At 52.0% G+C, this 14,091-nt stretch carries 13 protein-coding genes; 8 read left to right on the forward strand and 5 right to left on the reverse strand.

Annotated features, from left to right (window positions below; translation table 11 throughout):
* Positions 1-38 precede the first annotated feature (38 nt).
* A complete protein-coding gene (uxaC, locus tag N9C89_RS12770; protein ID WP_263954453.1) occupies positions 39-1,445 on the reverse strand; it encodes a glucuronate isomerase in 1,407 nt (468 codons plus the stop codon).
* A gap of 109 nt (positions 1,446-1,554) precedes the next feature.
* Between uxaC and N9C89_RS12775 the strand changes: the two genes are divergently transcribed.
* Positions 1,555-2,247: a GntR family transcriptional regulator gene (locus N9C89_RS12775; protein ID WP_263954302.1), complete on the forward strand. Its 693-nt coding sequence runs from the start codon at positions 1,555-1,557 to the stop codon at positions 2,245-2,247.
* 354 nt (positions 2,248-2,601) lie between these two features.
* On the opposite strand, the gene N9C89_RS12780 is transcribed toward N9C89_RS12775, so the two are convergent.
* Entirely contained in the window at positions 2,602-3,468 is an 867-nt protein-coding gene (locus N9C89_RS12780; RefSeq protein WP_263954303.1) for a LysR family transcriptional regulator, read from the reverse strand.
* A 92-nt stretch (positions 3,469-3,560) separates the two neighbouring features.
* Between N9C89_RS12780 and N9C89_RS12785 the strand changes: the two genes are divergently transcribed.
* Complete coding sequence (locus N9C89_RS12785) at positions 3,561-4,043, forward strand: c-type cytochrome (RefSeq protein ID WP_263954304.1); 483 nt, start codon at positions 3,561-3,563, stop codon at positions 4,041-4,043.
* A 69-nt stretch (positions 4,044-4,112) separates the two neighbouring features.
* Positions 4,113-4,988 carry a cytochrome c gene (locus tag N9C89_RS12790; protein WP_263954305.1) on the forward strand — a complete coding sequence of 292 codons (876 nt, stop codon included), beginning with the start codon at positions 4,113-4,115 and terminating at the stop codon, positions 4,986-4,988.
* A 26-nt stretch (positions 4,989-5,014) separates the two neighbouring features.
* Here N9C89_RS12790 and N9C89_RS12795 read toward each other — a convergent pair whose 3' ends face one another.
* Positions 5,015-5,725 (reverse strand): hypothetical protein, encoded by a 711-nt coding sequence (locus N9C89_RS12795; protein WP_263954306.1) that lies wholly within the window; start codon positions 5,723-5,725, stop codon positions 5,015-5,017.
* 200 nt (positions 5,726-5,925) lie between these two features.
* Between N9C89_RS12795 and N9C89_RS12800 the strand changes: the two genes are divergently transcribed.
* Positions 5,926-6,483: an isochorismatase family protein gene (locus N9C89_RS12800; RefSeq protein ID WP_263954307.1), complete on the forward strand. Its 558-nt coding sequence runs from the start codon at positions 5,926-5,928 to the stop codon at positions 6,481-6,483.
* Positions 6,484-6,872: 389 nt separating this feature from the next.
* Here the strand turns inward: N9C89_RS12800 and N9C89_RS12805 are convergent, their stop codons facing one another.
* Positions 6,873-8,072, reverse strand: a complete 1,200-nt coding sequence (locus N9C89_RS12805; RefSeq protein WP_263954308.1) for an SGNH/GDSL hydrolase family protein — start codon at positions 8,070-8,072, stop codon at positions 6,873-6,875.
* Between the two features lie 601 nt (positions 8,073-8,673).
* Here N9C89_RS12805 and N9C89_RS12810 point away from each other — a divergent pair.
* The 4 genes from N9C89_RS12810 to N9C89_RS12825 are packed head-to-tail and all read left to right on the forward strand — an operon-like array spanning position 8,674 to position 12,284.
* Positions 8,674-9,807 carry a hypothetical protein gene (locus N9C89_RS12810; protein WP_263954309.1) on the forward strand — a complete coding sequence of 378 codons (1,134 nt, stop codon included), beginning with the start codon at positions 8,674-8,676 and terminating at the stop codon, positions 9,805-9,807.
* Between the two features lie 32 nt (positions 9,808-9,839).
* Positions 9,840-10,277 (forward strand): SxtJ family membrane protein, encoded by a 438-nt coding sequence (locus tag N9C89_RS12815; RefSeq protein ID WP_263954310.1) that lies wholly within the window; start codon positions 9,840-9,842, stop codon positions 10,275-10,277.
* A 9-nt stretch (positions 10,278-10,286) separates the two neighbouring features.
* Positions 10,287-10,436, forward strand: coding sequence for a DUF5989 family protein (locus N9C89_RS12820; protein ID WP_263954311.1), 150 nt, complete (start codon positions 10,287-10,289; stop codon positions 10,434-10,436).
* A 9-nt stretch (positions 10,437-10,445) separates the two neighbouring features.
* On the forward strand, positions 10,446-12,284 hold the full coding sequence (locus N9C89_RS12825) for a carbamoyltransferase (protein ID WP_263954312.1): 1,839 nt from the start codon (positions 10,446-10,448) through the stop codon (positions 12,282-12,284).
* A 4-nt stretch (positions 12,285-12,288) separates the two neighbouring features.
* On the opposite strand, the gene N9C89_RS12830 is transcribed toward N9C89_RS12825, so the two are convergent.
* Positions 12,289-13,866, reverse strand: coding sequence for a carbamoyltransferase C-terminal domain-containing protein (locus N9C89_RS12830; RefSeq protein WP_263954313.1), 1,578 nt, complete (start codon positions 13,864-13,866; stop codon positions 12,289-12,291).
* Positions 13,867-14,091: the final 225 nt, after the last annotated feature.

Raw genomic sequence — 14,091 nt, forward strand, 5'->3', positions numbered from 1 at the left:
TTTGCACTGAGTGTTTCTTGATCTGGTTTGCCCGATCACTAAAGTCGGTACGCCTCTTTCGCGAGGCGGTAAGTAAGATCATGAGCCACCTCGAATGCATCGCTTTCGCCAAGGCGGCCTGTTGCAACCAGCGTCGCCAAATAAGCGCAATCTGATCGCCGCGACACATCATGCCGCGCCGGAATGGAACAAAACGCCCGCGTATCGTCATTAAAGCCGGCGGTGTTGTAAAAACCTGCGGTCTCTGTGGTTTGCTCGCGGAATCGCATGATGCCTTCGTAGCTGTCAAAGAACCACCAAGGTGGCCCAAGACGCAGCGCCGGATATGCGCCAGCAAGTGGCGCAAGCTCGCGCCCATAAACCGTCTCGTCCAAAGTAAACAAAATAATATTGAGGTCACGCTCCATGCCGACTTCGCTCAGAAGTGGCCGAAGCGCATGCACGTAATCCGTACGAGACGGGATATCAAAGCCCTTGTCCCGCCCATGACTGGCCAACACTTTTGATGAGTGGTTGCGCACCGAACCGGCGTGGATTTGAAGCGTCAAACCATCATCAAGGCTCATGCGCGCCATTTCCGTTAGCATCTGCCCTCGGAATGCATCGGCTTCTTCTTTACTGCATTTTCCTGCAATAGCCTTTTGAAACAGGGCTTCTGCGTCTTGACGTGACAATGCCTCGGTCCGCGCCGTCGCGTGGCCGTGATCGCTTGCGGTCGCGCCATGTTCCTTAAAGAACGCGCGACGCAGACGGTGCGCGTTTAGATACCCGCTCCACGTAGCTGTATCCTCGCCCGTGAGCGCTCCGAATTTCTCAACATTTTCGGCAAACCCCTCAAACTCAGGATCAACAACGGCATCGGGACGATAGGTCGTAATAACTCGCCCGTTCCAATCGCTATCGCGGATTTGAGCGTGCCACTTCAGATCGTCAAGGGCACCTTCGGTTGTTGCTAGGCATTCGATGCCAAAGCTCTCGAACAATGCACGCGGGCGGAACGCATCTTCGGCGAGCTTTGCTTCAATATGATCGTAATACGCGTCAGCTGTGTCCGTGTTAAACGGGATATCCAACCCAAAGACATGCTCAAAGGAATGGTTGAGCCACAAAGAAGAGGGCGTACCTCGGAACAGATGGAAATGCTCTGCAAAGATGCGCCAAATCTTGCGCGGATCCGCCTCGCCAACGCTACCGTCAGCGCGCGGAACGCCGAGGTCATCCATCGAGACACCTTGGCTGACCAGCATCCGGAAAACATAATGATCCGGCGTTACAAATAGCTCCGACGGGTTGGGGAACCGCTCATTCTCGGCAAACCATTGCGGATCGCAATGCCCATGCGGGCTAATGATCGGAAGATCAGCTACTGTTTCATAGAGCGCGCGGGCGATTTGCCGTGGCTTGTCTTCTACAGGGAAAAGTCTGTCTTGATCTAAAAGCGCCACTAGTTCATCCATCTGATTTCGAGCTTCGATATTCTAATACGCTACTATACCAGTTGTGTCAAAACGGCTTTTGATCTAAGAAAGTCATGTCAGAAAACGCGGATGAAATATGAACGACCTCGGCATAAGTCTCGAAGCAAATAGGCGCAGCACAACAACCACCGATCTGGTGTTTGACGCGGTTCACCAAGCTATTATCACATTTCAACTGCCGCCGGGCACCAAAGTCTCCGAGGCGGAGGTCGCCAAACAGCTTGATGTTTCTCGGCAACCAGTGCGCGACGTGTTTTTCCGTCTGTCTAAGCTCGGCTTCATCGCAATTCGCCCGCAACGCGCAACATTGGTCACCAAGATATCTGAACAAAGCGTGCTCGAAGCGGCATTTATCCGCAAGGCCATCGAGTTGTCATGCCTCGCCGAAGCTATAGAGCTTGGAACTGACGAAGACATCCACGAGCTTAGAGCCTTGATCCAACAACAAGAAGCTTCGGTTGAGGCCAATGACCTCCAAGGTTTTCACGCTCTGGATGACATGTTTCACAAAGCAATATGCGCAACCGCAGGGCACGCCCACGCATGGCCCCTCATCGAAGAGCAGAAAGCCCACATAGATCGGGTACGCTTTCTTTCGCTTCCATCTGGCCTCCCAACCGCGTTTGAGCAACACAAACGGATCATGGACGCGATCGAAGAGCGGAACACCCCGCGCGCCTCCGAACTTCTGGAAGAACATCTCGCGCGCATCAAAGACATCCTTCAACAAGTCCGCGCACAACACCCTGAGTACTTCGAAAGCCCCTGAGCGCTGACAATCGAGTACCCATCCCTAACGCTTGAAATCAAGCCCGCTGCGGGCTACGCGCAGCCAACCGCGCAAGACGTTGAAGACCGCTGGGACGAGCTCGGCCAGCTTAGCCGAAGCAACTATGACGCCAAGCAAAGCGGCACCGGCGGCGCGCACACTAAAGACAACCCAACAGACTTTAGGTATCATCAAAGAAAGCTAAGCCCGAATGAAGCCGCACGCGTGTGGCGATATCTGAATTCGAGGCTGACTGAGTCCGAGATGGAGTTATTAGCGCGTTATAGACCTGACGGCGCAATCGCCCCGCTTAACATCTTGGATCGCTTCAAGTTCCTAAGAGCCTGACCCAAGCTAATCAGCACCACGCCCCGCAAGTTGATCGGCATTTTCGCCGAGATAGGCCGCCAAACGGTCCGCAACAGCTCTAATACGTGGAACGATACGCATATCCGCATGAGAAGCGACCCAAACAGGAACAGACGCAATGTCCTCAGCAACGGGTACAAGACGCAGTTGCGGCTCGGCATCTCCTAAGAACCTCGGCAAAACAACTTTACCCAACCCCGATATCGCCATTTCGCGAAGAACGAGGAATGAATCCGCCCCGATTGTAATATGCTCTGGTGCGATATGCGTTGCCATCCACCTTGCTGGAACCGCTCGCGCCAATTCGCCGGTTAGGCCAAGCCATGTCTCCGGCGCATCCTTAGCGGCATAAGCTCCAAACCCTAGGTCACAAGCAATTTCGCCCCGCATATCATCCGGCAAAGTTGGCGTAGGCCGAACAGAAATATCCGCCTGCATCCGCGCGAAATCGAGGTGACTGTTGTTGCTGAGAAGGTCAATCGTCAGCTCGGAAGATTCTGAATGTAGGCGCGCAACGAACTTTGGCAACAGAATCTGACAGAACGAATCCGTCGAAGAAACCCGCACAACGCCCCTCAATGGTGCGACCGCGCTTTGCATTGTCCGCTCGACAGCAAACATCGCATTTTCAACTTCTCGCGCCGCCTCAATGACTCGCCATCTATCCGGTAAAACGCGATAACCGCTATGGCTTCGTGCAAAAATCGGGCCACCGTGGTCATCCTCAAATGCCGCGACACGTCGGATCACCGTTGCGTGGTTCACGCCCAACAGTTTCGCCGCCGCGCTCACAGACCCCTGATCCACCACGGTCAGGACGAAACGCAGATCATCCCAATTCCGCTTGTGCATAAATTAACAAACCTTCTGCAATATTTACCAATATACCTGCTTTTATTCACATGTATACTCGAAGGATATGACCAACTTATTGGAGGCCCGCGATGAATTTTAAACTTACCCTTTTGGCCGGAGCCGTTGCACTCGGAACACTTGGTTCCGCTGCGATTGGCGATTCCCACGATGAAAAAGCCTTGCTGGCAGCGGTTGAAGCCCGCCAAGCCGTAATGAAGCTCTATGCATTCAATGTCGGACAACTCGCCGCGATGGCGAAAGGCGAAGTCGAATATGATGCCGACGCTGCTACAGCGGCCGCGTCCAACCTCGCCGCACTTTCCGCTCTTGATCAATCCAAACTCTGGCCTCCAGGTTCGGATACAGAAGCGCTCGGAGACAAAACCGCTGCACTTCCGGCAATCTGGCAAGCTGACAGCATGGCGATGAAGCACGGTATGGATCTTGCCAATGCATCTGCTGCACTGGCCGAGTCTGCCGGTGATGGGCTTGATGCGATGCGCGCAGCGTTCGGTGAAGCAGGCAAAACCTGCAACGCATGTCACAAAGACTATCGCCAGCGCCGCAACTAGGCTTAACATTCAGGACAAATTATCGGGGCGGAACATGGTTCTGCCCCTTTACTGCGTGGAGGGAAGGTTATGAAGTTCCTACGGTTTCTGCTGCTTCTTGGCGTCATTGGCCTTGCCTTGGCATGGTTTCTAACGCGGCCGCAAACCCTCCCAGAAGACTACCTCGCAGGACTTGAACCCAACACAGAACACGGCGAAACGGTGTTCTGGGCCGCTGGCTGTGCGTCCTGTCACGCTGCGCCCAAATCAACAGGAGACGACAAGCTTGTCCTGAGTGGAGGGTACAGAATCGAGAGCGATTTTGGCACATTTGTTGCGCCCAATATCTCGCCAAGCGAAGCAGGAATCGCCGGTTGGTCCGCACTCGACTTGGCCAACGCACTCAAGGAAGGCGTCTCTCCAGACGGCAAGCATCTCTATCCATCATTCCCCTATACAACCTACGTCAACATGACTCCGCAGGACATCGTAGACCTTAAGTCGTTCCTCGATACGCTGCCGCCGTCTGATGAGGAAAGTGCGCCGCACGAACTCGGCTTTCCATTCAACATGCGCCGCGGGCTCGGACTGTGGAAAATGGTGAACCTCAATGAAGGCTGGGTGCTTGAAATCGCCGAAACCCCACAAATCGAGCGTGGGCGCTATCTGGTCGAAGCGCTTGGCCATTGCGCTGAATGCCATACACCCCGCGACATTACGGGCGGATTGGATCATGCAAACTGGATGGGGGGCGCGCCGAACCCGTCTGGCAAAGGCAACATTCCGGCCATAGCGCCTGACAAGCTCGACTGGAGCGCACCCGATATCGCCTATTACCTAGAGACAGGCTTCACGCCGGAGTTCGATAGCGCAGGCGGTGCGATGGCAAGTGTCGTCGAAGGTCTTGCAAAAATCTCGCCAGAAGACAGGGAAGCAATTGCCGCTTATCTAAAAGCTCTACCATAACTTTTAGCGGCAACTGAAAAGCAGGCCTACCCGAGAAGTGCGGTTAGGCTGCTTCCCGCAAACTTCAAGCCAAGCACAACGGTGGCGATACCAACCACCGCACGAATGCCGTTAAATGAAATGCTGCTACGCTCTTTCACTGCATGAAGCGGGAAGGAAATCGCCTTGGAAATCAGCATCATCCCGGCAATCGAGCCAATACCGAAGCAGAGCACATAGGGAACAATTGCCCATTTCTGGTCCACAACTTCCTGCGCATAAATCAACAACGCCGCGGAGCCAGCAAGCCCGTGCATCAGCCCGATCCCCAACGCCCGAGGCGAAACACCGGCCTTATGAGCGTGATTGTGATCGGAATGCGAATGCTCAACAGCATCGTCTTTGTGCGAATGAAAATGTGCGTGGCGCTCGCCGTCTTCGTGGCTGTGTACATGCATATGCACCTTTTCCTTGCGGAGGCGATACACAAGAGAGCCACCGAGATAACACAGCATCAAGCCAACGATACCTTCAAGCGCAGCCTCGGTTGTATGGCTGATGTTTCCACCAAACAGAAACACAGGCACAACCACCAGAAACAGAGTCACAGTGTGGCCCATGCCCCAGCTATAGGCTTGCTTCAACGTATCCTTAAGCGACCGTTTCCGAACCGAAAAACTGGCAACCGCCGCGAGGTGATCCGCCTCAAGAGCGTGCGTCATGCCAATGAAAAAGCCAAGGAGGAGAGTAAAGGTCACGAAAACACCGCCACATAGAATGGAATACCCCTACGGGCATTTCTGCGGGTGGTAGCACTGGTCTGCGCAAAACCCAAGAACCGATTGCTCACGAACCCCGTTCCCTCACCGAGAGTTTAAGAGTGATCACTTTGCAATCGGCCCTGTCGTAAATTTCATCAGAACGGAGTATCGTGAGGTACGAAGCAAAGGATACGAACATGCCGACAGACCTCATAAACCGCGACACCTCATTCCTCGTTGTGGTTGACCTGCAAGAACGGCTCGCACCAGCAATCGCGGAATTCGATCGCGTTCTCGCCTCGGCCATGGCGTTGGTTCAGGCGGCCGAAGTTATGGGCGTACCTGTGATTTTTACCGAGCATTGCGCCGCTAAGGTTGGCCCAACGGTTCCAACACTGCTAGAGGCGGCCCCCAGTGCACCCGTTCTTCACAAAACTCATTTCGGTACACTTGAAGAAATGGAGCACCAGAAAACCTTTGCGGAATTTAGCGGCCGGCGCCCCATAGTCTGCGGCACGGAAACTCATGTTTGTGTTCTGCAAACGCTTTTCGGCTTTCTGCAGCACGGATTTTCACCGCTTTTGGCCACGGATGCCTGCGGTTCGCGGCGCGAAGCCGATAAGGCAACAGGCATTGCGCGCATGGTAAACGCAGGAGCCGAAGCCGTCACCACAGAGATGGTCATCTTCGAGTGGCTGCGCCGCGCAGACAACGACCTTTTCCGTAAAGTGCACCCAATCATCAAGGCGCTCTGAAACGCGCTCCATGCCCTGCTGACTACGCACCTCGCCTGTTTCAGAGTTGCTATACAATTCTGAGACAGGTTTCGGTTAGAGCACTCGCCCCCGTGAATTCAACACGTGGTTCTACTATTGACCCATTGGTTGCTTCAGATTCTTTGACCGGTCGTTCGGCGTGCTTTTCAAAAGGTACGCAATTTACATCGCCAATAATGCGGTAGTGTAACGCTGCTGAAGTCAGTGTATTCGTTCAGTTACCATGAACACGCTCAACTGTACTTCTCGGCGTTGGAGCACTTTGGATTGAGACCGAAGAAACCGAGAATTCGGCAGCGGCAAAACGGCAACCCCGATAATCGGTAAGAACAGTAAATTTGAGACTGCTAGCGCCCAATACCATTTCCTCACGACTCAACCGCTGACGGGCAATTCAAATGCGCCGGATCAAATTCTGTGGCGTTAACAAATTCAGAAGTGGCTACTGGTGAATACCCGAGGCTGCTCGCGAGTGCGTTTGAAATTTCACGCGCCGTTAGGAAATAGGCGTACTCTGTAAAATGCGCATCCGGCCAGCCATAGATCCGCTCAAGAGCCTTGCCCTTGTCAAACTCAGCCTGAAGCATGGGCAGAATATGCACCACTGGTGGCAAACCATGCCCTTCAGCAAAATCATCTAGCGCGGCTTCCATGTGATCCGTGACTTCAACCGCAAACTCTTGCTGCCAGACGGGAAATCTCTCGCTGTCGAAGTATTCACGGCTTGGAATTGTTACGAGTTGCAACTTCTTCCCCACGGAATCCGTATAGGCTTTGAACTCGGAAACAGATGTCACCAACTGATCAGAGAGTTCGCGAGCAGTTGGAAGAGAAGCAGCGTTTGGGGCTACGGCATCTTTGTTTTTGAGGTTGCGATACGACTTAAGAAATACATCCCCGACAGCCGATTTATCTAATATCGCCGCAAACTTAATCTTCATTTTCGTGGCGTAAGAAAGCCCTCGTTGCTGCTGCAGCTCATACAGCTCTTTTGCGCGCGCAAGGCGGCTTTCAAAACCGAGATCATTCTGTGCATCGTTCCCTAAATACAGAACCAGAATAACCAAGTCATGCTCGATCGTTGATGAATTTGCCTGATATGTCTTGAGGTACTGTTTGGGTCCGTGACCACCAATACCAAAATTATGAAACTCTGTATCTGGGTACCATCTATTTAGTACTGCGGGGATTGTCTCGGTATCATCGGCAAGTGTCCCGCGAACGAAGGAATCTCCGACAACGATAACACCGTTCTCTTTTGCCTCCGTGCTGCCAGCAATGCGAAATCCATTTTCGTCGTAGGTATGCAAGGCGACGGACTGGTTTCGAAACTCGAAATACTGTTGATTTTCGTATTCTCGACTTACCACTTCTGGGTCGAACTTCTGGTGATCCTTAGGTCCATAACAAAAGTGATGCTCAAAGTCGTGAAGCGGCAATCCAGCAATCTTTCGAGATTCTACAGCCTCGACATTCCAACTTTGATAAAAACGAAATGCAACTTCGATAATCGCTATCGTAACAAAAGATGTAATGCAGATTAGTGCAATATTCTTAAGCCAATTCATTGCAGCCCTCGTGTATGCATTAAGCAATGTAGCGCGACACTTGAATTTATCAAAGAAATTTCTAGTAAATCGCTGCGCTCCGCCAGAACTCAGAGCATGAAAATCGCAGTATCGATACGCAGAGAAACATTGAGATTACAGCGACTTGGAGCTGAAAATGCCAGAACCAACAAAGCCACAAAACTGTATTTTTCTCAGAATGATAATGATTGAAAACACATTCAATCAAGCGTGCGCAATGGCCGCAAATGTAGGCACCAATAATGCACATTCGGCTAATCTGGCCGCCTTAGAAAGGCCATTGCGAAACACAAGATCCACACAAGATTTTGCGTTTTGGCCAATTGGGTATATCAATATGAAATTCAAGTAAGTGATTAGTAGGTTGAGCATTATGACTCACGTCCCAGAAAACACCTCTGGCTCAGCCCTGCCAGGCCGAATAGGGATGCTAATCTGCTTACTGCTCGCAGGCTACTTCTTCGCTTACGCTGCCTACGCATTAGTTAACGCAGATGTTTACCTAACCGATCTCGCACGCATTTTGCGCTATTGTGCCGTTCCCGGCTTCTTTGCAATTTTCTTACTCTTAGCAGCTTTTATGTTTTCGCCGAACAGCCGGCTCGCCATTGGCGTTTTCTTTTTAAGCATAATCTCGGCCTTGTTCGCCTTCGAAGCCCTGCTGACAATGCGAACAATCAAGGGCGTCTATAACCTCGTCGGGTACATGGGTGAAAACGGCGAAACGCCTGAAAGCGTCAAGAAAGGTCTCCCTCCGGCCTATACAACGAAAGCAATCAATCGCGTACTTGGCGTTGAGAGACTGCAAGATGCGATGCTTGGTGGCGTTCCGTTTGAGCAAGTTATGTTGTGCAGCAATGGGCACCAACCGATTACTTATTCCGCTGATCGTTATGGCTTTAACAATCCCGATACCATCTACGAAAACGCGATCGACGTCATGGTGATTGGGGACTCTTTTATAGAGGGCATTTGCCTACCGCCAGGTGACGATATCGTTGGCCAGCTTAGGCAACATATTCCCGCATCCGCGAGCTTTGGTTCGCGAGGTACCGGTCCTTTGTTTCACCTTGCCGTCTTGGGACGATATGGAAGGGAACTCAAACCACCACATACCATTTTCGCGTTTTTTGAGGGCAACGATTGGGAAAACCTGAAACGGGAAAAGACATTCCCGTATTTAAAAGAAGCGCTAGATGCCGATTCAGATTTCGGAGAAACTCAACTCAGCCCTCAAATGCAAGAGGCCGCCAATAGCGTTATCGAAAGATGGTGGGCCGAAACAACGGGCGGAACAGCAGAAGTCCTGAGCCGCAATTCCGTTTTGCGGAACTTTCTTGCACTTCAGAAGACAGCGGGACAGCTGGGAATTCACTACCCGAGGGCCGCGACAGAACAACCTATCTACAACGAAATTATTAAGGCCGCGAAGGGACTGGTTAACGAATGGGACGGAGAGCTTTCAATTCTGTATATCCCGGCGGCCGATCGCTATGCTGGGCTTTTTGACAGCGGCTTTGCCTTTAACCAACACAAGCTCGTAAGCATCGCTGCCGAAGAGGCTGGCGTGCCAGTCATTGATCTCTCCGAAGTCTTCAAAGCGACCGAAGATCCCTTCAGCCTCTACGCTCTGGATTCCCACTTCAGTAGAGCGGGGGCTTCGCTTGGAGCAAAAACTGTTGCAGAGTACTTAACAACGGAACGAACCAAATAGAATACTGAGTTATTAACAGCAGGTATTTATTGATGAGAAAGTCCGGTCACGAAGATTATACACGCGAAGAAACCAATGAAGGCCCCTCAAACCGGAGCTTCGGCCTAACCGTGGGCGGTATCCTACTTGGTTTGGGAGTTCTGAGGTTCCTTTGGCACGGTGAGTTCGGAACGTTTACAACCATTATGCTTCTCGCGGGCGGGCCACTCGTTCTCGCGGCATTTCTAATACCCAACCTATTGACACCATTAAACAAAGCATGGATGGCACTCGGCCTTTTGCTGAGCAAAATTGTTAGCCCGATTGTGATGTTTCTAATCTTTTGCATCGCGTTCATTCCAACCGCAATGGTGTTGAAAATACGTGGCTATGATCCAATGAGAGCCAAAGTTGACCCAAATGCCAAGACCCATTGGATAAAACGAGAACCTGCAGGACCAAATCCGGATGATATGATCAATCAGTTCTAGGAGTATTTCATGGAATTTCTGAGCGAAATTTGGAGCTACATGCGAACCAGAAAGAAGTTCTGGCTCCTTCCAATTCTGTTGTTTCTTGGAATTTTTGGCGGCCTAATCGTACTCACACAAGGAACGGCCGTAGCCCCATTCATTTACACGTTATTCTAGGAATATCAGATGCTTATACTTGGGATATCGGCTTTCTATCACGACAGCGCTGCCGCGCTGTTGAGAGATGGGAAGATCATCGCCGCCGCTCAGGAAGAGCGGTTTACGCGCAAGAAACACGACGCCCAGTTTCCCGAAAACGCAATCTCGTATTGCCTTGAGGAAGCAGGCTGCACAATCGATCAGGTTGACCAAGTCGTGTTCTATGAAAAGCCATTCCTCAAGTTTGAGCGACTTATGGAGACATATGTTGGAAATGCCCCGCGCGGATTCCAATCTTTTCGGAGGGCGATTCCCGTTTGGATAAAGGAAAAACTGTTCCAAAAATCTTTGCTTGGCAAAGAGCTGAAGGCACTAAATGGAAACAAAAAGTGGGATGGTAAGTTATTGTTTACCGAACACCACCAATCCCACGGTGCCAGCGCATTTTTTCCTTCGCCCTTCGAAAGCGCCGCCGTTCTTACCATGGATGGCGTTGGTGAGTGGTGCACAACCTCAATCGGACACGGCAAGGGCAACAGCCTCGAAATCATCCGCGAGCTACATTTTCCGCACTCGCTCGGATTGCTCTATTCGGCGTTCACCTACTACACGGGATTTCGCGTGAATTCGGGCGAATACAAAATTATGGGCCTCGCGCCTTATGGGAATCCCAAATACGTCGATCTGATCCGAGACAATGTCATCGACGTTAAAGAAGATGGCTCAATCTGGCTGGATCAGTCGTATTTCAACTATGCGACCGGCCTCACAATGACGTCGAAAAAGTTTCACGACTTGTTCGGCGGCCCGCCCCGTCAGCCCGAGGCAAAGCTCACCCAAAAGGAAATGGATCTCGCCGCGTCTATTCAGGTTGTAACGGAGGAGATCGTTCTGAAGCTGGCTAGAACAGCGCGAGACATTACCGGCGAGAAGAACCTATGCCTTGCTGGCGGTGTTGCGCTGAACTGTGTCGCCAACGGTAAACTGCTGCGCTCTGGTATTTTCGAGAATATCTGGATTCAACCCGCCGCTGGCGATGCTGGCGGCGCGCTCGGCGCGGCGTATGCGGCGTGGTACCAATTTCAAAAGCAGCCACGTCCAAAGCTCAACGGCGCGCGAGACTGGATGGAAGGCACCTACCTTGGCCCCAAGTTCGAAACCGAAGATACGAAGCGTCGCCTTGATGCAATTGGCGCCGAATACATCGTTCTGGATGACGACGAGCTGATTACCCGCGCCGCCGATGCACTCGCAGACCAGCGAGCGCTTGGGTGGATGCAGGGCCGCATGGAATTTGGCCCGCGCGCACTCGGGGGCCGTTCGATCCTCGGCGATCCGCGCTCACCCTCTATGCAAAAGGTGCTGAACCTAAAGGTGAAGTATCGCGAAAGCTTCCGTCCCTTCGCGCCCTCTGTCCTTCGTGAGGATGTCGGCGAGTGGTTCGAGTACGACACCGACAGCCCCTATATGCTGATGGTCGCTGACGTTGCCAAGTCGCGCCACAAAATGATGACAGACCAAGAAAACGCCCTCTTTGGTATAGAGAAACTCAACATTGCGCGCTCGGAAATTCCGGCGGTCACCCATGTTGATTACTCCGCACGTATCCAAACCGTGCACAACGATACAAATCCGCGGTACTGGAGCCTGATTTCGGCGTTCAAAGAGCGCACGGGCTGCCCTGTTGTAGTGAACACGAGCTTTAACGTGCGGGGCGAGCCGATTGTCTGTACACCGGATGACGCGTTCCGGTGTTTCATGGGCACCGAGATGGACAATCTGGCAATCGGCAACTGCTGGCTGATCAAAGAGGACCAAGACAAGTCGCTTGCTCAAAACTACGAAGAGGAATTCGAGCTAGATTGATCCTCTACTGCTTTAGAAAACGGTAATAGGTGAGACCGGCCACAAACCCGTCGAGCCCGACTGTTTTTGCATAGTCGTACAAATCGCTTGTTCGGTTGATAAAACCGGAACCGACAAAATTAAGCGATGTATTGCAGAGCACCCCAACGCCACTCACCTTTTTAAACTCCGTAAGCAGGTCATAGAACGACGCATTTTGATCTCGGGTTACTGTCTGCACACGTGCGGATTCATCAACATGTCGGATTGCTTCCAGCTGCGGGTCGGTCACTTTCTGGAAGTACATCATATAGGGTGACGGCCCGCTCCAATCGAAGTGCTTTGACACATCTTCTTCCAAACAAGCTGGCGCAATGGGCTTGGAAAGCTCTCGTCCTTTGATCTCATTCAATCGCTCTGACGTTTGCTTGCTGAATGGCGCCGCGAGGACCGATCTATTGCCAAGCGCGCGCGGGCCAATCTCGCAGTTTCCGCGCGCCCACCCGATAATTTCACCCCGGTAAAGCGCCGCTGCAACCTCAGCAAGGTTCACCTCCGAGGCCGCAACATCCTCCATATGGTCAACGCCAATATCATCTAAGAACGGCTGCCCTGAATACACAGTCCACTCCAGCTTTGCGCGTCCAGTGAAGTGCCGCATTGCATCCACCGCCGTCCCAATCGCAGAGCCGGTGTCGTTGGTGCAGGGCGGGACGAAAACATCTTTGAACAGCTTGCTTTCTCTCCACCGCGTATTCCAATCGCAATTCAAGCCTCCGCCGCCAGCAATTAGAAGCGGGTAGCTTTGGTCTAAATTCGCCTTCGCAAAATCAAAAAACCGTTGGAATATTGCATCCGAGACCTTAGCCGCCAGGTCTTTGAACTTCTGGCTGTCTACGCCGATATTGAAAAACGGAGAGCCTTCTAAACGCCGCTTGTCAGCGACCGATAGCTTTCCCTCTTGGCCAAAGATAAAGTCGAAAACCTCTTGCTCGTCTTTATCCAACGGCCCAGTTTTCCCAGCAGCACTCGCAGCTAGAAGCTTGCCAGGTTCATCGTTGTGAACTGTCTCTGACTGTCGTGAAACTCCGGCGCTCGCCAGAAAATACAGGAATGAAAACTTGTTTCCAGGGGCGTCGAGGACCCGCCCCAAATGCTTGACCTGAAGCTTCTGGTCGATTTCGTAAAACTCGCCAAGCTCGCCTTCCCAAACCAGAACATAACAAGGTTCGCCCTGCGGAAATGGCGACATCGCATAGGTCGACCAGATATGAGAGCGTTCATGTGTGGAGGAATAGAAATCTACATTCTTCCCGAAGAACCCCTTCTTCTGCCCCACCTCAGACCCTTCACCGATCCCGAAGTACCCAGCGCCCGACGTGGATACGATTTCGTTGCTGGTGCCAGACCAACCGCTAAGCGAGAGCACATCTGGAAGCTCTTTGAACCAAAGAGCCGCATCCATAAAGGCATCTGGCGTGATAGAAGAATTGCGCAGAAAGCTGTCTTTTTCGGCTTCATAGGAGAAGAGCAAGTCGCCCCGATCCGTATCTATACCGGCGATTGTTCCGTCATGCCCTGGCTTAAAAGAAAGAATTTTCACTATCAAATCCCTCGCCTATCGCACAAAATATATACTTCTCAATCATATAAGCGTTGCATTAAACGCGCTCTAAAACAACCTTGGCTATATTGACTCATCGAAATGGGCGTATCGCATCAAACAGGCGCCGCCATTTAAAACTTGGCTAAGACGAGCTATCGCTGTTTCTGTCTGCTCTCGTGATCTGCTGGAAACAGGTGCTCCCAAAAACAAAAAACCCGACCA

The organism is Halocynthiibacter sp. SDUM655004, assembly GCF_026015885.1.
In the GTDB taxonomy this organism is placed as follows: Bacteria; Pseudomonadota; Alphaproteobacteria; order Rhodobacterales; family Rhodobacteraceae; genus Falsihalocynthiibacter; species Falsihalocynthiibacter halioticoli.